16 protein-coding genes, 2 tRNA genes and 1 pseudogene are annotated in these 19,338 nt (G+C 56.5%); 8 read left to right on the top strand and 11 right to left on the bottom strand.

What is annotated here, in order from left to right; genetic code table 11:
* Positions 1-125 precede the first annotated feature (125 nt).
* Positions 126-1,052 carry a LysR family transcriptional regulator gene (locus F6A13_RS09855; protein ID WP_126604275.1) on the top strand — a complete coding sequence of 309 codons (927 nt, stop codon included), beginning with the start codon at positions 126-128 and terminating at the stop codon, positions 1,050-1,052.
* On the opposite strand, the gene F6A13_RS09850 is transcribed toward F6A13_RS09855, so the two are convergent.
* The 11 genes from F6A13_RS09850 to orn form a co-directional block, all read right to left on the bottom strand.
* Complete coding sequence (locus F6A13_RS09850) at positions 934-2,250, bottom strand: MFS transporter (RefSeq protein ID WP_113526572.1); 1,317 nt, start codon at positions 2,248-2,250, stop codon at positions 934-936. The genes F6A13_RS09855 and F6A13_RS09850 overlap by 119 nt on opposite strands.
* Before the next feature lie 544 nt (positions 2,251-2,794).
* A complete protein-coding gene (locus F6A13_RS09845; RefSeq protein ID WP_113526573.1) occupies positions 2,795-3,589 on the bottom strand; it encodes a hypothetical protein in 795 nt (264 codons plus the stop codon).
* A 213-nt stretch (positions 3,590-3,802) separates the two neighbouring features.
* On the bottom strand, positions 3,803-4,393 hold the full coding sequence (locus F6A13_RS09840) for a cytochrome b (protein ID WP_113526574.1): 591 nt from the start codon (positions 4,391-4,393) through the stop codon (positions 3,803-3,805).
* Between the two features lie 301 nt (positions 4,394-4,694).
* A complete protein-coding gene (gene mgtA / locus F6A13_RS09835) occupies positions 4,695-7,262 on the bottom strand; it encodes a magnesium-translocating P-type ATPase (RefSeq protein ID WP_113526575.1) in 2,568 nt (855 codons plus the stop codon).
* 18 nt (positions 7,263-7,280) lie between these two features.
* Positions 7,281-7,357 (bottom strand) — tRNA-Pro (locus F6A13_RS09830).
* 34 nt (positions 7,358-7,391) lie between these two features.
* On the bottom strand, positions 7,392-7,754 hold the full coding sequence (locus F6A13_RS09825) for a YtxH domain-containing protein (RefSeq protein WP_113526576.1): 363 nt from the start codon (positions 7,752-7,754) through the stop codon (positions 7,392-7,394).
* Positions 7,755-7,769: 15 nt separating this feature from the next.
* On the bottom strand, positions 7,770-9,401 hold the full coding sequence (locus tag F6A13_RS09820; protein ID WP_151528169.1) for an alpha-D-glucose phosphate-specific phosphoglucomutase: 1,632 nt from the start codon (positions 9,399-9,401) through the stop codon (positions 7,770-7,772).
* A 59-nt stretch (positions 9,402-9,460) separates the two neighbouring features.
* Entirely contained in the window at positions 9,461-10,351 is an 891-nt protein-coding gene (locus F6A13_RS09815) for a diiron oxygenase (RefSeq protein ID WP_151528168.1), read from the bottom strand.
* Positions 10,352-10,372: 21 nt separating this feature from the next.
* A complete protein-coding gene (locus tag F6A13_RS09810; protein ID WP_151528167.1) occupies positions 10,373-11,335 on the bottom strand; it encodes an SDR family oxidoreductase in 963 nt (320 codons plus the stop codon).
* Entirely contained in the window at positions 11,335-12,420 is a 1,086-nt protein-coding gene (locus F6A13_RS09805; protein ID WP_151528166.1) for an LLM class flavin-dependent oxidoreductase, read from the bottom strand. The genes F6A13_RS09810 and F6A13_RS09805 overlap by 1 nt, the downstream gene beginning before the upstream one ends.
* A 145-nt stretch (positions 12,421-12,565) precedes the next feature.
* Complete coding sequence (gene orn / locus F6A13_RS09800) at positions 12,566-13,150, bottom strand: oligoribonuclease (RefSeq protein WP_113526580.1); 585 nt, start codon at positions 13,148-13,150, stop codon at positions 12,566-12,568.
* Positions 13,151-13,727: 577 nt separating this feature from the next.
* Here orn and F6A13_RS09795 point away from each other — a divergent pair.
* The 7 genes and pseudogenes from F6A13_RS09795 to F6A13_RS09765 form a co-directional block, all read left to right on the top strand.
* The gene (locus tag F6A13_RS09795; protein WP_113526581.1) at positions 13,728-14,408 is read left to right on the top strand and encodes a response regulator; all 681 of its coding nucleotides are present in this window, start codon (positions 13,728-13,730) and stop codon (positions 14,406-14,408) included.
* Positions 14,409-14,428: 20 nt separating this feature from the next.
* Positions 14,429-15,700, top strand: coding sequence for an ATP-binding protein (locus F6A13_RS09790; RefSeq protein ID WP_225981794.1), 1,272 nt, complete (start codon positions 14,429-14,431; stop codon positions 15,698-15,700).
* A gap of 114 nt (positions 15,701-15,814) precedes the next feature.
* Positions 15,815-16,351, top strand: a complete 537-nt coding sequence (locus F6A13_RS09785) for a Slp family lipoprotein (protein ID WP_113526583.1) — start codon at positions 15,815-15,817, stop codon at positions 16,349-16,351.
* 95 nt (positions 16,352-16,446) lie between these two features.
* Positions 16,447-16,533 (top strand) — tRNA-Leu (locus tag F6A13_RS09780).
* A gap of 109 nt (positions 16,534-16,642) precedes the next feature.
* Positions 16,643-17,125, top strand: coding sequence for a phosphohistidine phosphatase SixA (gene sixA / locus F6A13_RS09775; protein WP_126604272.1), 483 nt, complete (start codon positions 16,643-16,645; stop codon positions 17,123-17,125).
* A 514-nt stretch (positions 17,126-17,639) separates the two neighbouring features.
* Positions 17,640-18,998 (top strand): sugar porter family MFS transporter, encoded by a 1,359-nt coding sequence (locus F6A13_RS09770; protein WP_126604271.1) that lies wholly within the window; start codon positions 17,640-17,642, stop codon positions 18,996-18,998.
* 37 nt (positions 18,999-19,035) lie between these two features.
* Positions 19,036-19,325 (top strand): annotated as a pseudogene (locus tag F6A13_RS09765) (transposase); the annotation flags it as partial.
* Positions 19,326-19,338: the final 13 nt, after the last annotated feature.

Below are 19,338 nucleotides of genomic sequence, written 5' to 3'. Positions count from 1 at the left end.
GTATTTGGCCGCGTTATGAGCACCTTATGTAACTTGCTATGAGAACATCAATACGCCACGATCAGCAAGAGATACGATGAAGCATTCTGTCTATTTAACTTTTTATTGTTGGCTCTTCATTATTAATGTCACTTGAACTCCGCCATCTCCGCTACTTCATCGCGGTGGCTGAAGAGCTGCATTTCAGCCGCGCGGCAGAGCGTGTGGGCATTTCCCAGCCGCCGCTCAGCCAACAGATTCATACGCTTGAAGAAATGCTAGGAGCGCGGCTGCTTGTACGCACTAACCGTCGGGTAGCGCTAACCGATGCAGGAGAGGCATTTCTGAAAGAGGCCCGTGCCATTCTTGTCCAAGTGGATCGTGCCGTGGACTATGTGCGCCGTGTGGAGCGCGGAGAGAAAGGGGAACTGCACATCGGCATGACCCGCTCAACCATGTTGGCAAAACAGGTCCCCAGAGCCATATTCCAGTTTCGGACACAATTCCCGTCTGTGCACCTGGGTCTGGAAGAGTTGAATTCTCTCGAACAAATAGACGCATTGATCCACGAAAAAATACAGGTAGGTATTATGCGGGTTCAGCATTTACCGGTAATGCTTCAATCCCATATGCTCTACGCCGATCCTCTCGTAGCGGTTCTACCTGCCAAACACCCGCTCTGTCCGATTTCTCCAACCCTGTCTGTACCTCTTGATCCGGCACAACTGGTCCACGAGCAGTTCATTATTTTTGCAGACTCGGCCGGTACCGGTATACGAAATCAGTTTTTTCAGATTTGCCACGATGCCGGGTTTAATCCCAAAATTGTTCAGGAAGTGCAGGAAGCATCGACAATGATAGGATTGGTAGCGGCAGGTCTGGGGATTACCATTCTTCCAGTTTCCTATTCATACCTACAGCAAGATAGCGTGTGTTACATACCGCTGTCTTCCCCTAGTGCGCGTTCTGATATCCATGTGGTTTACCGCTGTATGGACCATTCACCGCTTCTCCGACAGTTATTGACGATATTGAAGTCAGAGGCGGCAGCGCACGCAGTTTCCAGGCGATGAGCAGTCCAGATGCTGCCAGAAAAATCAGCAGCCCAGCCACACCATCCCAACCCCAGCCAGAATAGAAATATCCTCCGGAACTTCCCAGTACCGCTGAACCCAGATAATAAAAAAAGAGATACAATGATGCCGCCTGCGCCTTGGCTCCATGCGCTCTCCGACCCACCCAACTGCTGACAATGGAATGTCCTCCAAAAAAACCAAAAGTCAATAATATGGTGCTGAGCATAATTGCCCATTCGGGCCCCGCAAAACTGAGAAGGACTCCAGTAATCACCAACGCAAAAGCCATCCACAGCACTTTTCGACGCCCCATCCGCCCGGCAATATGTCCCATCATCGGAGAGCTGAAAATACCAACCCCGTAGACGCTGAAGATCAGTCCCACCTGAGCCTGACTGAAGTTGTAAGGAGAAGCCATCAGGCGATAAGTCAGATAATTATAAAAGGTCACGAAAATGCCCATCAGGAAAAAGCCTTCCGCAAACAACCAAGGGAGCCCCGAATCTTTGAACAACATACGTATTTGCTGGACTCTGCCATTCCAGGACACATGCTGTGGGGAAAAATGCAGCGAATCCGGCAAACTGCGAACAAATAGAACGGCAGCGATCAAGCTGATGACGCCGATGCTGATAATGGCAACATGCCAACCCCAATAATTGGCCAAAACGCCAGCAATCAGCCGACCTGACATACCACCCACTGCACTTCCACTGATATATAACCCCATGCCTATGCCAATAGAGTCCGCATGCACCTCCTCATTGAGATACGTCATAGCTACCGCCGGCAAGCCACTGATGCTGATGCCCAGCAAAGCCCGCGCCAGCAGAAAAACATCCCAATTTGGAGAGAATCCCGTGGCGAGCACTAGAAATGCGGACATGAACAGTGACCAGACCATGATTGGCTTACGTCCAAGACGATCCGACCAGTTCCCGACCAGGAGCATCGTGAAAGCCAGAATCCCCGTAGTCAAAGACAGGGAAAGAGCACTACTCGTGGCGGCCACCCTATATTCTCTGCTGAAGGCAGGCATCAGGGGCTGTACACAATAAATCATACTGAATGTGGCGAATCCCGCAGCGAAAAGCGCCAGGCTCGTGTTTCGGAATGAGCGGGTGCCGTGACGAATATGGTTTTTTGCGGAGGATTCAGAGGACGGTGGGCTGGGAATCAGGGATTGTTTTCGCATTGGCTAATGAAAAATGACTCATGGCAAGGCTGAATAGAACTTGAGGGATCCTAGTCCTTCGTAAATCCAGGTACCAGAGCATTTAGGATATGCTTCCATATATGTTAAATATCAATCACAAGGTTTTAATCCACCGACCTTAGCCAAGATTAGGCGACGATTACATCGCACAGATACATCAGCCATTTTTTCTTGCATGACCCGCAAGGATGATACCTGCTCTTCAATCCCCATAAAAATTTGAGTATCCGATGGGCTTTGCAGGTATCTACACCAATCATCGGCCAGAAGTGATAGGCGAGGACGGAGCGTTGATAACGTGCAGCACGTGTTCGAGCCCCTCTCGCTGCCGATGCGTACCGGTGTGCCGCCATCTCTAGACCGGTTGAACAAACTGGTCAGCCAAGAGGTTCGGCGATGGCCTTCGTGGGGAAGCTATAGCTTCCCCACGAAACCTTTATAAGTGTTCATTTTTTGGGCTATTAAATGTTTTCTCAGTGGCCTATAGCCTAGCGATTACATCTTGGTTGTTAGCGGCAGATTACTAGCGTACCTCTATCTTTTGCGCTCGGTTGGGGTCATCTACTCTGGAAATCATCAGGAAGATGAGCAGCATCAAAATGACCAGCGTCAGCGATATACTCACCGGGCCCGTGCCAAGACCAAGGCCACCGAACCGTATCGGTTTGTCTGTCCAATCCGCGAAAGAAGCCCCCAGCGGTCTGGTCAGGATATAGGCTATCCAGAAGGCGGCGATTTCATTAAGGTCGAACATGAAATATGCAACGACGGGAATGCCAAACAAGAGGACAAATAGTAAGCCCGATCCAAGGTAGCCTAAATCCAGGGTCGATGCTGTCATGTCACCGGCGGCGGTGCCCAGGGCAAAGGTGGCGACGATGGTCGCCCAATAGAATGCCTCTCGCCGAGGTGTATGCACACTATGAATGGAAAGGGTTCTCTCTTTGAGTTTCCAGGTACCCAGAATCCCGATCAAGGTAACCAGAAAAACGGATGTCGAGATGTCATAGGGAACGCCCAGCACGACATGGGTGACGTCCGCTATTTGGGTGCCGAAGATGCTCACCATGATGACGGCAAACCAGTAATAGTGTGCGGTATATTGATTGCTCCGCATCTGCAGCCAGATAGCAGCCAGGAATAACAATCCACAACCTACCACGGCCAGATAGGGGTTCGTGTGGAAAACGAGAAAATCCGACGTGGCTTCTCCCATGGCGGTGGTCAGGAGTTTCGCCATCCAGAAATACATGGTGATCTTCGGTACCTTGAGCATGGCGTTCTTTTCGTTGGCTGGGCTAAGTGCGGCTGTAGTCATTGACGTTCCTCATTTTTCTAAGGGCATGGTCGCCGAGGGAATACTGCAACCAGATTCATGGACCGATATTTTGCCCGATGAGTTCCCTCTGCCCGGCAGCCTAACCCTCATGAATGGGGAGGATTGGCCACGGTCCTCCCGGAGCATTGGCGCCGGGTTTGCTCCAGGGCGGTCCGCGGTGGAATTGACCGGAAAACGCCTTGCGCGGGCGGCTTAACGGCCGGTTTTTCTGGGGAGTATCCGTTCCAGCGTGTCATCCTTGAGGATGTAGTGGTGCATCAGTGCCGCCGCAGCATGCAGACCAGCGAGGATGATGATGGTCCAGGCAATGATATTGTGGAAGTTGCCGAAGGTGTGTTCCAGGGCGTGATTTTTGACGGTCGCAAACTGCAGGGAGAAGAGCCCGAAGAACGTGAAGGATTCCGCCTGTGCCCAGCGCAGCAGAAAGCCTAGTGCTACCTGTACTGCCAGCAGAAGGTAGAGCGCATGTTGCATCCCTTTCGCCAGCCTTTCCTGCAAGTTTGTCGCCGCCGGCATGCGCGTGCCGCGTGTGGTACGCCAGCCCAGCCGTATTATGAGCACCAGCGTCAGCAGGATGCCCAGTGAAATATGAAGGGACTGGAACTCCTTCCGGAGCGGCGCCCCATGCTCGAGAAAATCCCAGATTTCGGCCAGGGCAAAGAGTACGACGACCAGAACCACGGTGAGCCAGTGCAGAATGATGGTTGTCCGGTCGTAGCGCACGGGCAGATCCCCACCCGAGTCCGGTACCTCTTTGTTCAGTAATGCTGCATTCTCGTTCATTTCGCTTCCCTCTTTCTGATATGTGCCCTTCCTTAGCCGGGATTCGGCGAAGCCGCATTTTACAGGAGTTTGCTATAGCAAAGCCATTTTGGAGCAACAGGGCGGGGTTTTTGTAACAGTAAAAATTTCCAAAGTCAACAATGTTGAGAGATTTTCCCACAGGCTGCTATATTGGTCAGCAGGCAGATAGAAAAACTATGTGGTGCCATGAGGCAGGCCATGATCCAACATCTGAAGATACAGGCGGGCCGCAACGTTTACCGGCTACGCAAATAAACCGTAGAGCCCGCCTTTGGCATCATCAAATCGGTGATGGGATTCCGGCAGTTCTCCCTGCCAGGCGTCGATAAAACCATCTCTTCACTCCTTCCACCGCCATCAGGTACACGACGACCATGGCCATAAGTATCGCGAAGAAATCCATCGGCAGTGCTACAAATCCCAGCGTGGCGCCTATCGGGGTCAAAGGCAGCAGGGCTGCTACGGCAACCACGGCTAATGAGGTTCCCACCAGCAAAGGGTGCGGACGGCTGGTCAAGGGATTAAAGCGGGTACGAATGACGAATATTACCAGAACCTGGGTGGCGATGGATTCAATGAACCAGCCGGTGTGGAACATCTCCTCACCGGCATGGAAAACGTGCAACATGACATAAAAAGTGAGGAAGTCGAAGAGCGAACTGATCGGGCCGATCACCATCATGAAGTTGCGAATGAAGGCCATGTCCCACTCGTGAGGGCGCGATAAATAGCTTTCATCCACATTGTCCAACGGGATCGGAACCTCCGAGAGGTCGTAAAGGAAGTTGTTGAGCAGGATCTGTACCGGCAGCATGGGCAAAAACGGGATGATCAGGGTAGCACCCGCCATGCTGAACATATTCCCAAAATTGGAGCTGGTGCCCATCATGATGTACTTCAGTACGTTACCGAAGGTGCGTCGCCCTTCTCGAATGCCTTCGTACAACACATCGAGGTCGCGTTCGAGCAGGATCATGTCCGCTGCATCTTTGGCCACGTCCACCGCGCCGTCCACGGAGATCCCCACATCTGCGGAATGGAGCGAAGGAGCGTCGTTGATGCCGTCGCCGAGAAAACCTACGACATGCTGGCGTGCTTTGAGGGCCAGAATAATGCGGTTTTTCTGGGTGGGGGTGACGCGGCAAAATAGGTTCGCCTCCTCCACCAGCGCCTGCAGGGCAAAGTCGTCCATCCTCTGGATCTCGGCGCCGGTCAGGACCTTGTTCACAGGCAGCCCGATCTGCGCACAGACATGACGGGTGACCAGGTCGTTGTCACCGGTGACAATCTTCACTGCCACACCGCTTTTGGCCAAATCGCCAACCGCACGGGCCGCCGTTTCCTTTGGGGGATCCAGAAAAGCGGCAAAGCCGGCAAATACCAACTCGGTTTCATCGCCCACCACTGCGTGGGGATGGTCAAGTGGCACTCGTCGCCAGGCGATACCTAGCACCCGGAAGCCATTCTGTCCCAATTCGTCGCACAACGCCCCTGCCCGACTCCGTGCCGGTGCGTCGAATGGCGTTTGGATCCCGTCCGCCTCATATGCCACGGCAAGTCGAAGTACGTCCTCGGGAGCACCCTTCACGACCAGAAGCCGTCTATCGTTTTTTTCCACCAGCACGGAGACCCGCCGCCGCTCGAAGTCGAAGGGTGCTTCATCAATTTTTCGCCAGGCGCTGACGTTGATTTCTTGATGGGAGAGAATGGCATCGTCCAGAGGGCTTTTCAGACCAGTCTCGAAGTGGCTGTTGAGATAAGCTAATTCCAGCACCCTTTCGCTCTCTCGCCCCATGGGATCCACGTGGTGCTCAAGCCGGATGCGCGCCTCGGTGAGTGTTCCCGTCTTGTCCGTGCAGAGCACGTCCATCGACCCCAGATTCTGTACCGACGCCAAGCGTTTCACGATCACCTTTTTCCGAGCCATCCGAATAGCCCCGCGCGCGAGGGTTACCGAAACGATCATCGGTAGAAGTTCTGGCGTGAGACCTACGGCCAGGGCGACGGCGAATAGAAAGGACTCCAGCAGGGGGCGGTGAAACGCGGTGTTGACGAAAAGCGCGAACAGCGCCAGAAAAACCGTTAGACGCATAATCAGCAAGCCGAATTGGCGTGTGCCCCGTTCGAAGGAAGTGGGGGGCGCCTTGCTGGCCAGGCTGTCGGCGATCTCGCCGAGGGCGGTGCCCAGACCGGTGCGGCAGACCAGGATAGTTGCCTTGCCGCTGATGACGGAGGTGCCCATAAAGGCCGCATTATCGGCGGCATCCAGATCTGCCTTGTCGGAAAGCTCGATCGCATGCTTTTCCACCGGGTACGGCTCGCCGGTGAGGAGCGCCTGGTTGACAAAAAAATCCAGCGCCTCGATGAGTCGCCCGTCTGCGGGGACCGAATCGCCTGCGGCCAGCAGCACCGTATCTCCTGGCACCACCTCGAAAATCGGAATGTCACGCGGACGACCATCACGCAGGACCGTGGCGCGCACGGCGACGGATCGCTTGAGTCGCTCGGCCGCCTGCCCAGCGCGGTATTCCTGCACGGTGTCCAAGGCCACGCTCATCAACACCATGGCGCTGATGATCAGGAAGCTGGCCCTGTCGCCTGTCACGGCAGAAATCGCGCTGGCGACCAGAAGGATAATGACCAAGGGATTGCGAAAGCGGGAGAGAAACAGCCGGAGGAGCGTGCCGCGCAGCGCGGGCCGTAGCGCGTTCAGGCCGAAAGACGTCAATCGCGAAGCGGCTTCTTCCGTCGTTAAGCCACGAGGGCTGGTATGGAGCGCATGAAAAAGATTTGGCAAAGGCTGCCGCCAAAAGGCCGCTTCCACTTCCGTGGGCTCAGACTCAGACATGGCTCACTTTGTTTTATTTGGTCGGGGCGAGAGGATTCGAACCTCCGACATCCTGCTCCCAAAGCAGGCGCGCTACCAAGCTGCGCTACGCCCCGTCGCGGAGGAGAATAGCCGCTCGCCCCGCTGCGGTCAATCGAGGCGCGAGAGACGACGGCGCAGACGGTCCAGTTCGCCGCGGGCAAGAGCAATACCGTCATTCAGGCGTTGGCGCTCTTTGTCACTCAGTTCCTTGCCCTTCTGCACCAGTTCTTCGCTATAAATGGCGATGGTATCGAGCAGTTCCTCAACTCGCTCATTTATCCGCTCGCGCGACGCGACGACGCGATCCCAGGCCCGATTGGCCTGCCGCCGCAATTGCTCGCGAGTGCGGTCGCCCGTCTGCGGAGCGAAGAGCAGAGCCGTGACCGCGCCCGCTACCGCACCTGCCAGCAGGGCGATCCCCAAGGCGCTGTAGCCCATGCCATTGTCGCTATCGTTTTCAAAATTCATCATGATCAGACTCCTATATCAGGTGATGACAGTGGGGGCCTTGCGACCCGTGAGGGTTTCGATTCGGCTGAGATTCCTACCGACCTGGATCAGATCGCGCAGGGTACGTTGCGGATCCTGGTGCTGGCGCAGCGGGTCTTTCTCCAGATGCTCGTGATATATACGCAAGGTGGCACCTTCGGTTCCGGTACCCGATAGGCGGAATATCAGCCGGGCACCGTCGGCAAAGAGCAGACGCAGGCCCTGATGCGCGCTGATACTACCGTCGATGGGATCGGCATAGGCAAAGTCATCCGCAATGAGGATCTCCCGTCCTGCCAGCGTCTGACCAGGGAGCACCGGCAATTGGGCGGCAATGCTGTGCATGATCTGTTCCCCGATTTCCGCCGGAAGGTTTTCGTAATCGTGGCGGGTGTAGTAATGACGCCCGAAACGCTGCCAGTGCCGGGTGACGATCTCCGCCACCGGTTGTCCGGTATGAGCGATCACCGAGAGCCAGGCCAATACGGCCCAGAGCCCGTCTTTTTCACGGATGTGATCCGAGCCGGTACCAAAACTTTCCTCGCCGCAAAAGGTGATTTTGCCCGCATCCAGCAGGTTACCAAAGAATTTCCAGCCGGTGGGCGTTTCATAATGGGCGATACCCAGGGCCTCGGCCACCACATCCGCAGCCTGGCTGGTGGGCATGGAACGGGCGATGCCTTTGAGACCCTGACGGTAAGCGGGGATTGCGGTGGCATGTGCCGCGAGTACCGCGAGTGAATCACTGGGGGTCACAAAAAAATGGCGTCCCAGGATCATGTTGCGATCCCCATCTCCATCGGATGCGGCGCCAAAGTCGGGTGCGTTCTCTGCGAAGAGTTCGTCGGCCAGGGGCTTGGCGTAAACCAGATTCGGATCGGGATGTCCGCCCCCAAAATCCGTGAGGGGGGTGCCGTTGACCACCGTGCCTGCCGGTGCCCCGAGCTGCTTTTCAAAAATCTCATGGGCATAGGGGCCGGTAATGGCATGCAGGGCGTCGAAACGCATCCGGAAAGGCCCCTGCATGAGTTGTTTCAGCGCGTCAAAATCAAAAATGCGGGCCATCAGTTCTGCATACTCGGCTACCGGGTCACAGACTTCTATCTGCATGTCGCCCAGCCAAAAGGTGGCAGCGTGGTCAATGTCGACATCCGCGCCGTCCAGTATCTGATAGCCCTGGATGGACCTGCTCGCAGTCCAGATGGCGTCGGTGATCTGTTCCGGAGCGGGACCGCCATTGGCCGTATTGTACTTGATGCCAAAGTCCTGGTCGGGGCCCCCCGCGTTATGGGAGGCGCTCAGGATGATGCCGCCGTGGGCGCCGCGGGCGCGGATGACAGTAGAGACCGCAGGCGTGGAGAAGAGCCCACCCCGCCCCACAATGACCTTGCCCCAGCCGTTGCCCGCTGCCATCCGGAGGATGACCTGTATGGCTTCGCGGTTATAAAACCGCCCGTCACCGCCGAGCACTAAGGTTTTCCCGGCACGATCCGGAATGGCGTTGAAGATGGATTGCACGAAATTTTCAAGGTAATGCGGCTGCTGAAACACTTTGACCTTTTTACGCAGGCCAGAGGTGCCGGGGCGTTGGTCGGCAAAGGGTCGGGTCGCAATCTGCAATACCGCCATGGCACACCTCAGTGGTCAAGTGGAACGTCAACTCTCAAACTATAGCAGGAAAGCGCGGATCACAAGGCAAAGCCCTGGGTGCGCAGGAAATCCCGGCTGGGAAGCGCACACTGGTTCATCAGATCGATACGGTGTGGATTGCGGCGCGCACGTCGCGCCCAGATCCGCGGATTGCCCAGTCCGGCTGCCGCATAGACCTGTTCGGACGGGAAGAAGCAGGTCCGCAAAAACTGCCGGAAAACCTCGCGCAGGACGGGGCTGATCAGAAGTTTTTTCGCCCGGCTCATGGCCTGGCTGCGCATCTGGATAGTGGTGCGCGCGAAGGCCATATGGCGGGCTTCTTCGCGCATATGCACATGGGTGATGGTCAGTACCGCAGCGGGTAACTCTTTGTGGGCGAAGATGATACGGTTCACGCGATCGGGCACGTTCTCGCCGATGAGGATGGTAGCCCAGAAAGCGGCCGAGCCTTCCGGGGCGTAGCGGGCGAAAAGACGCGCCAGTGGCGGGCGCTGGCTCAGCGGTGTCATGAAGGAGCGCTGTGAACGTCGCTGTAGCTCCAGAAACATGAGGCTGTGCCCCACTTCTTCCCGCAGTTCGTGCAACTGATAGTGGTAACTGACTGGGTCGCGGTACATCTCCTGGAGTGAGTTGGCGCCAAGGCGTTGGATAAAGAGTGCTTCCAGCCACAAGCCCAACTCGCAAAAGGAGACGAACTCGACCTGGGAAAGGCGGATACGCTCCTCCGGACTCAGCTGTGAGTATTCAGGCAACCCATACAGGGACAGCAACTCTTCCGGGAGCCAAGCCGCTTCCGCGTCGAGGCTTTCCCAGGGGACTGTCTGGACCGGGTCCCGGTAGTGACTGCTGTGCTCGGTGAGCCGGTTGACCAAGGCGTCATGGTGCCGCTGGATCTGCGCTTGCGCAGGAATATGATGAGCAAAGTTCATAAGCCATTCTGCCACGGACGCTCAGCCGCTCCAAGGGTGTATCGGGCTCCGTCCGCAGGTATCACGCACCTGGTTTATCGCGTGACGTACGTCATAGCGAGGCTGCCACTTCAATTTTTGCCAGGCGCTGGAAATATCGACGATCAGTGGATTTTCCAGTACCTGCAGCCAGCCGGGATCGCCAAGGCGAGTGCTGAGGGGCCGCAGCCACCTGTGCAGACCGTGCAGTTGCGTGGGTGAGAGGGGCAACTGCCAACGGCGGGGAATGCTGGACCAGGGGATGGGATCAGGCGCCGCGATGTTGAAGATGCCTTCCTGTCCATAACGGAGCGCGGCCAGTATTGCGCTGGCCGCGTCGTCTTCATGGAGACATTGGATGGGCAGGTCCGGATTGCTTAGTCGGAGTCCGTAAGGGCTCGTCGCAATCTCATTCACCAGGGCCTGCCCATGGGGGCCGATAATGGCGTGCAAGCGCAGGCGGGTGACAGCGGTTTTTTTCTGAGCAGCCGTGAACCCATCCAGCCACTGCTCCAGTGCGGCCTTATCCTCACTGTAGGCAAAACCGGGTACTGGCCGACAAGGTTGGTTCTCGCCAATGGGCACCGGATTATCCGGCCAGGCGCCATAGGCGGCCACACTGCTGGAATAGACGACTTGCGGTACACCGGCATCTGCGGCCGCAAGGAACAGGTGCTGACTGCCGTCAAGATTGACCTGGCGCATTTCCGCACGCCAGCGCTGCTGTGGTCCAAGGCGAGGGCTGAGCACCATAAAGGCGAGATGGATGACGCAATCCACGCCAGTCAGGTGCTCCGCCAACTGTGGGTCACGGATATCCAGAGGCAGGTAATATAGCTTGGGATGCTGCAATGCCGGCGGTCGTCGGTCCAGGGCGATAATCCGGCGGATATACGGCCAGGCCAGCAGGGCCGGCAGCAGAGCCGCCGCCGTATGCCCCGCTGCGCCGGTGACCAACACCTGCATCAGTGGGGGGAGGGGGTGCGCAGGGCCGGCAGTACTTCATCGGCCAGCAGGCGCAATGAGCGCTGGGTGACCTCGCTGGGGACCATCCCGGCACCTACGGCCAAAATCAGGCGATTTACCCCTGCCCGGGCATAACGGGCCAGCCGCCGGCGACAGGTATCCGGGTCACCGACGACGACCATGCCCATGGTCTCCAGTAGTTGCAGGCTGAGGCCGCGGCGCAGCAGCGGCTCCAGAAAGCGGAGGCGATGGTAGTATTCATAGCTTTCGCGCAGCTGTACCAGCACCGGTCGCGTCTGATCCAGAAGTCGCTGGTAATACCAGGTGAAACCTTCCGCCAGCCGACGCGCCTCGGCAGCATCTTCCAAACATAAACAACCTATGGTCATGGCGAAGTTCCCATTTTGGCCCGCCTGCACGGGGCCGTCTCCGTGCTGCTCTCGCCAGGTCTTTTTATAGGCACGCAGATCCTGTTTGATCAGGAACCAGGGTTTGAACGGCCCGGAAAGCACGCCAATGGCCTCTTGTGCCGCCCACTGGAAAGTCGCCGGACTCACGGCCGCCGCCCACAGGGGAGGGTGAGGCTGCTGGAGAGGCTTGGGAAGAATGTCCAGCTCACTGAAGTCGTAGAGTTTTCCGTGATGGCTGAAAGCACCGCCGCCGGCCTGGCGAAGGATTTGCAGCCCCTCCTGCAGGTGCAGCCTGCTGTCTGCCATCCGATTGCCGAAAATCTGATATTCCTTGGGAGAAAACCCTCGCCCGATGCCCATCTCCAGACGGCCATGGCTGAGAATATCCAAGGCGGCGGCGCGCTCCGCAACCCGGATGGCGTGATTGTAGGGCAGGACGACGACGGCGTGCCCGAGACGCAGATTCCGGGTACGCTGGCTGGCTGCGGCAAGGACCGTTTCTGGAGCACTGGAGTGTGAGTATTCGCGCATGAAATGGTGTTCCACCAACCACGCGCCGTGGAAACCCAGGGTATCGGCGAGACTGAGTTCATCCAGTGTTTCATGATAAACCTGAGCCTCACTGCGACCCATGTGGGCGGGTACGGCGAGTTCGTAAAAGAGATCAATATCCACCGCGTTGGTGCCTCCAAAATAAATGCCGCATCCGCCCTGCCCAGGTTGCCGACCGGCTGCAAGCGGCCATCTTAACATTGGCGTGGTTGCGTCTGCACCGTGTCGGCAAAGAAGCCGCGGCGGTGGGTGTGCCCACTACCGGCACCTATTCAGTGGCGGAGTTTCCAGCCCCAGAGCCTGGGAAAGGTGTCTGCGGGAAAAGTCGTTCGCGATAATAAGTCAGTTCGGCAACAGATTCGCGAATATCGGCCAGCGCTTCGTGGCGCTCGGCCTTGGAAAATCTGGGCAGGTGCGGATACCAGCGGGTGGCGAGTTCCTTGACGGTGCTCACATCGATCATCCGATAGTGAAAAAAACGTTCCAGCCGCGGCATCAGGCGGGCTAAAAATCGGCGATCCTGACATACGCTGTTGCCGCAAATCGGTGATGTGCCGGTGGTAACATGCTGGTGCAGGAAGTCCAGGGTTTGGGTTTCTGCGGCGGCCATATCCAGGCGGCTGTCGCGGACCCGCTGCAGGAGGCCCGAAGTGCTGTGGGTACGCTGGTTCCAGTCATCCAGAGCCGCGAGCACGAATTCCGGTTGATGGACGGCCAATACCGGCCCTTCGCAGAGAATCCTCAGACTATCGTCCGTGACCAGCGTGGCGATTTCCAAAATCTGATCCTGTTCCGGCTGCAGACCTGTCATCTCCAGATCGATCCAGACGAGGCGGTGTGCTTTGGGGTCCATGCGGCATCCTTGATGAGCGAATGCACCTAGTATACCATTGCTTCCGGGACATAAAAAAAGACGGACCAAAGGTCCGTCTAATAGCCGCAAAACAACCGCTACAAAACCATTTCAAACTAAGCACTGCGGCCTTTGGTCGTCAGTGCGCTAAATCCTGTTGGACGATCCCCCATCTTTAGAATGGGGTTGGGCCTTGGCCCCGTGCCATGGGATGTAGACTACGGCCCTTTTGTTTCTGGAATATTTCCGGTCTAAAATGATTTTCTGGGCGGTCTGGTGCCGGATCCACCTGCGGTTTTTTGGCCCGAGACATAAAAAAAGACGGACCAAAGGTCCGTCTAATAGCCGCAAAACAACCGCTACAAAACTCGTATCGCAGCCCATCTGTCTAATATCTGAGATGCTTTGGACTGCCCGACTTATTCGCTCCGCTCAATCTTTTGGTTTGGATACCGATGCTGCCTGTGGTGTATACTGTATCCATCATATTTCGAGAATATTTCCGGAAAGCGTCTTCCTGCTGGTTTGGTATCCTGATGCAGGATGGTACCCGTTTTCAGGATATTGTGAGGCCGGGATGGCAGTGGTTTTGATAGTGGATGATGATCGGCGGCTTGCGGAGATGCTGCAGGAGTTTCTTCAGGCCCAGGGCCTCGCCGTACTGCTCGCCGCCAATGGGCAGCAGATGCGTCAACAACTGGCGGCGGGGCCGGTGGACGTCATCGTTCTGGACTGGATGCTGCCGGGGCAGGACGGCATCAGCCTCGCCAAAGACCTGCGCAGCAAGGCAGGGCCTCCCATTCTGATGCTGTCTGCCCGTGGAGAGGAGGACGAGCGTATTCTCGGGCTGGAAAGCGGCGTGGATGACTATCTGGCCAAGCCGTTTAACGCGCGGGAGCTGCTGGCGCGGCTGCGGGTGCTGCTACGCCGCAGCGGGAAGGATGAGGGCAGCGACAAACTCAGCTTTGGCGACTTCTGTCTGCATGTGGCGGAGAGGCGACTCTACCGGGGCGACGCCGAGGTCGATGTGAATCCTGCAGAGATGGATCTGCTCCTGGTCTTTGCACAACGACCACGCCGAATACTCAGCCGCGATTTGTTGCTGCAATTGCTGGGTGGGGAGGAGGACGGCCGTTTTGATCGCAGTATTGACGTGCGGGTGACGCGCCTGCGCAAGGTGATCGAAGAAAATCCCCGGCAACCCCGCTTTTTGCAGACCGAGCGTGGCGCCGGATATCGCTTCACTCCATCCTCATGAGTTCGCAGGGTGGGCGCAGATTGTTTTCCCAGACGGCGTGGACCCTGGGGCTGGGTATCGTCGTTCTGCAGGTTCTGACGCTGTTGATTGTTGTTGCCACGGTGCTGTATCCCTTGGCCGAACGTTCAGCGGAGGATCTCGCCGGATTGATTGTGATCAGCGCGAAAACCTATACCGAACTGTCGCCTGAAGATCGTCCTGCTTTCTTGACCAGTTTGTGGGCAGATAACGGAATGGAAATTGCCAAACATCTTGACCGTTCGGTATCCCACACCCATGGTCACGTCTATAGCTGGCTGCTGAGCCGGGCACTCTCCCGACGCCTGGGTGCGCCCGCTAGGGTGTATGTACTGGGAGGAAGTACCCATACCTTCTGGGTACCCGTTCCCATCGGCGGACACAAGATCTGGGTATATTTTGATCGTCGACGCCTGGTTTCCTCCCTCCCCGTTGCGATGATTTTTGTGATCGTTTTTTCCACGCTGGCATTGTTGGTACTGACCATGATTCTGGTACGCCGGGTCTTGCGGCCTTTGGAGGTGATTTCGAAAGCCTTGCGCGGATCGCTGAAGGCCCCTCTGCCGAGTCTGCCCCAAGGTGGTGCTTATGAGTTCCAGAACATCCTCAACATTTTCGCCGACCTGCGAACCCGTTTGCAGGCGATGATCAACCATCAGTCGTTGCTGCTGACCGGGATTTCCCATGATCTGCGTTCGCCGCTGGCGCGTCTGCGCATGGCCTGGGAGCTGCTGCCGGACAACACTCCGCAGCACCTGCGGGAAGGTATGCTGCAGGATATTGAGCGGATGGATGCGCTACTGGCCCAATCGCTGGCGTTGGGGCGCGGTATGTCGGCGAAGGTCGCGGATTTTGATCTGATGGTGTTGCTGGCCGAGGTGGGGGCGGATTTCGAAAGAGAGGGCGGTCACTGGCAGGCGACTTTGCCGCGCCGTTATCCCTTCCGGGGGGATCGGGAGGCGCTGCGCCGCTTGCTGTCCAATTTGCTGGACAATGCGCTGCGTTACGGCGGCGGGAGGGTGAGGGCGGAGTTCCAGAAAACTCAGGGACGCACCCAGTTGCGCCTTTGCGATGAGGGGCCAGGGGTTCCGGAGGCGGATCTAGAGACCGTTTTTGAGCCTTTTATCCGCTTGGATGACGCCCGGGGACATGGGGAGGGCAGCGGCCTGGGTCTCGCCATCGCCCGCCAGCTCGCAGAGGCACAGGGAATGCGCCTGCGCCTCTTCAACGATGTCGGCGGTGGGCTCTGCGCGGAATTGTCCTGGACCGCATGACCGTTCCGGTGGGGGCATCCAACATGCGCTTGGTTTTACGCAGTAATGTGCCCGGAAAGATGGTCTATACTGAGGTGTTTACCGGTCAACGATGGCGATGCTCAGGAGGGTGAAATGAACATATCGAAGGTCTTGACGGGTATGATCGTAGCGCTGGCTCTGGGGGGGTGCGCGACGGTAACGCCGGTGAGTGGGCAGTTCCCGTCCGTTACGCCGCGTCAGGCGCAAACAGGCGCGGAAAACGGCAAGCTGGTGCGTTGGGGCGGCACACTCATCAAAGCGCAGCCGAAGGCTCAGGAGACGTGCTTTACGGTAATGGCGCTGCCGCTGCGTCAGGATGGACGGCCTTACAAGGGTGGGGAAAAATCGGATGAAGGGCGGTTTATTGCCTGTGCGCCCGGGTTCTACGACCCGGTGCTCTATGCGGCGGGACGGGAGCTTACCTTTATTGGTACCGTGACCGGGGTGCAAGTGGAAAAGGTCGGCGGGTATGATTATCCCTATCCCCAACTGCAAGCCAGCACCGTGTATTTATGGCCGGTGGAGGTACCGCAACCCGCTACGAGTGCGGTGTTTATCAACGGTGGTTGGTACGGCGGACCCTGGGGACCGTGGGGGCCTTGGGGGCCGTGGGGCCCATGGGGTTGGTGAGGTGCGGCACGGCGTCTCGGTTTTCCGCCTACCGGGTGAGTCCGATGCGTCTTGCCTGGGGCGGCCAGACGATTTACTATACGGCTTGGTATTTTGCCGGGATGGCGGAACTGGTAGACGCGCCGGACTCAAAATCCGGTGGTGGTGACATCGTGTCGGTTCGAGTCCGACTCTCGGTACCATTATTAAGTAGGTGGGCGTTCGTGGAAGTTCACGAGCGCCTTTTCTTTTAATGGCTTCGTGGGTTTTTCCGTTCGCCGTGGTTCGCTCTGGTTCGGAGGAGGAATAGTTATGCAACTCGTGTTGGTGCGACACGGCAAGGCGGAAGACCCGGCGGCACGGTCGTCTGATCTTGAGCGGGAACTGACCACTACAGGACGTTCGACGGTAAAGGGGATGGCGCAAGGATTGCGACTTTGCGTGTCAGGGAAGGTCGTGATCTGGACCAGCCCCTTGCCACGTGCTCGCCAGACCGCCGATATCCTGGCCAACGCCTTTAAGGTGAAAAAGGTTCGGGAGCACGACGCCATAGCGGCGGGCGATCTGGAGGTTCTCGCCAGCGATTGGCGGGATCTGGATCCCCAGCCCAAGGCCTTGATCCTAGTCGGGCATCAGCCCCACCTGGGAAACTGGGCAGAACGCCTCACTGGTGCCGTGCTGCCGATCAAGACCGCAGCGGCGCTGGCGGTGGACCTGGATGAGGACGGCGCGTTGAGCGGTATGCTGCGCTGGTACGCCCATCCCAAGGTGCTGGCCAGTCTTGCAGACCGTTGAGCCGGGAAGCGGGACCAATATCCTAAGCCGACCCCGGACACCAGCATTAGGTGCGGTGGGTAATTCTAAAAATGCGGTTAATTCCGGTAATGCTGAGAGAGTGACAAACTCCAGTCTCAGATTCCGTAGGCCCTGGTTTGCCACCCGCAATTCATTCTCGGCGCAGCGAACGGTATCGCGGATGTGGATGAAGACCGGGGTTTGAAATGGCGAAGAACCGGGTTGAGACAGGTAAACCTGAAAAGGACTTGCGTTGATTTCTCCATGGATGTGCTCCATACTGACTCTGTTTTTTGCGGCAACCTGTATTTCAAAGTGACCGTTCCAGAACTCTTCGAATTTCTCTACCGCTATCGAACTGCACTTAGGCGTTGCACGTAAAATAAAATTTCTTGCAACAATTCTGTGTGGCATTATCCAGTCCACAAGCGTTATTGAATTCTCTGCAACTAGCTGTTAATAATACAAAAAGATATTGAAAGAGCCTATAAGTTCTCATGAGGAGATTCGTCGGATGCGCGAGATAGAGACACGCCAACCCAAGAAAGACTGGCGATTTATTTTGATTGCAATTGTCGCTGGGCTCGGTGGATTGCTATTTGGCTACGACACCGGTGTCGTCGCTGGTGTTCTCTTGTTTTTAAATCAAGTTTTTCACTTTGATGCAAGCATGAAGGGGCTATTTGTTGCAATCGCACTGGCCGCTGCCGCCGTGGGCGCAGCATTTGCCGGAGCACTTGCAGATGCTTTTGGACGTCGCACCGTACTGATCGTTGCCGCCGTTCTCTTCTCAGCGGGTGCGATTTTGGCCTCAGTGGCTTGGACCATACCCCTTCTCTTCCTGGGCCGGGTTATGGTAGGAGCCGCCATTGGGGTATCTTCCATGATTACCCCTCTGTACCTATCAGAAATCACAGCGGCGCATTGGCGCGGTGCCATTGTAACCATTAATCAATTTTATATTACCGTGGGTATTTTTGTATCTTATCTGGTTGATTATATGCTCTCTGGTGTCACCGATGGTTGGCGATGGATGCTGGCAATCGGTGCCATTCCCGGCTTTATCTTGCTTGGGGGAATGATGATCCTGCCGGAAAGTCCTCGATGGTTGGCGGGGCGTGATCTCATAGAAAAGGCGGCGGCAGGGCTTCGTTTTTTGCGGGGACGTCAGGACGTTTCCGAAGAGCTTGGAGATCTACGTCGCGATGTTGTTGAGGGCAGCCATCGGGCAGCGCCCTGGTCGTTGCTGCTGAAACGTAAGGTCCGTAAGCCCCTTATCGTCGGTATCGGTCTGGCAGTTTTTCAACAAATAACGGGTATCAATGTGGTTATTTATTTTGCACCGACCATTTTCCAGGATGCCGGTTTATCTTCGGCTTCAGCTTCCATTCTCGCCACCGTGGGTATTGGTGCCGTCAATGTGATCATGACAAGCGTCGCAATGCGGTTATTGGACACCGCCGGTCGTCGCAAAATGCTGCTTTTTGGTCTCTATGGTATGCTGGTCAGTCTTATTTTTATTGGTACTGGATTCATGATACAGCTTCACGGCGCACTGACTTATATCATCGTGGGTATGGTTGCTATCTTTGTCGCTTTTTTTGCTATTGGCCTTGGACCTATTTTCTGGCTAATGATCTCTGAGATTTTTCCGCTCGCTATCCGGGGTAGGGCCATGAGTATTGCAACCGTCGCTAATTGGGTCTCAAACATGGTGATTTCCGGTATATTCCTAGACTTGTTATTGATGATTGGACGCGGCCCTACTTTCATATTTTATGCGTCAATGACTGTTTTGGCGATCCTATTTACCCTATGGATTGTACCAGAAACAAAGGGTAAGACCTTGGAGCAGATCGAAGATAGTCTATAATTTGAAGCTCGGATTTAGGAATCTGGAGGACGAAGGGATGCGCGGGGCTAAAGTGGAGACACAGAGCATGTTCAGCTATCTGTCGCCGGAACAGCGGGTTCCTGCGGATCATCCTCTACATGTCATCCGGGTGATTGTGGACCTGTCCCTTGCGGAACTGGGTGGTCATTTCAGGCGCATCTATTCACACCTTGGCTGTCCTTCCATTCCCCGGAGCATCTCCTTCGTGCCTTGCTGCTGCAAGGCTTTTACAGCATCCGCCCCGAGCGACGACTGATGGAGCAGATGGATTACCACCTTCCGTTCCGCTGGTTCGTGGGGCTGGGGTAAGAAGAATTCC

It is taken from the genome of Acidithiobacillus sp. 'AMD consortium' (genome assembly GCF_008926505.1).
Lineage (GTDB): Bacteria > Pseudomonadota > Gammaproteobacteria > Acidithiobacillales > Acidithiobacillaceae > Acidithiobacillus > Acidithiobacillus ferridurans.
The sequence above is the reverse complement of the archived record's forward strand: the minus strand, read 5'-3'. Positions and strand labels throughout refer to the sequence as shown.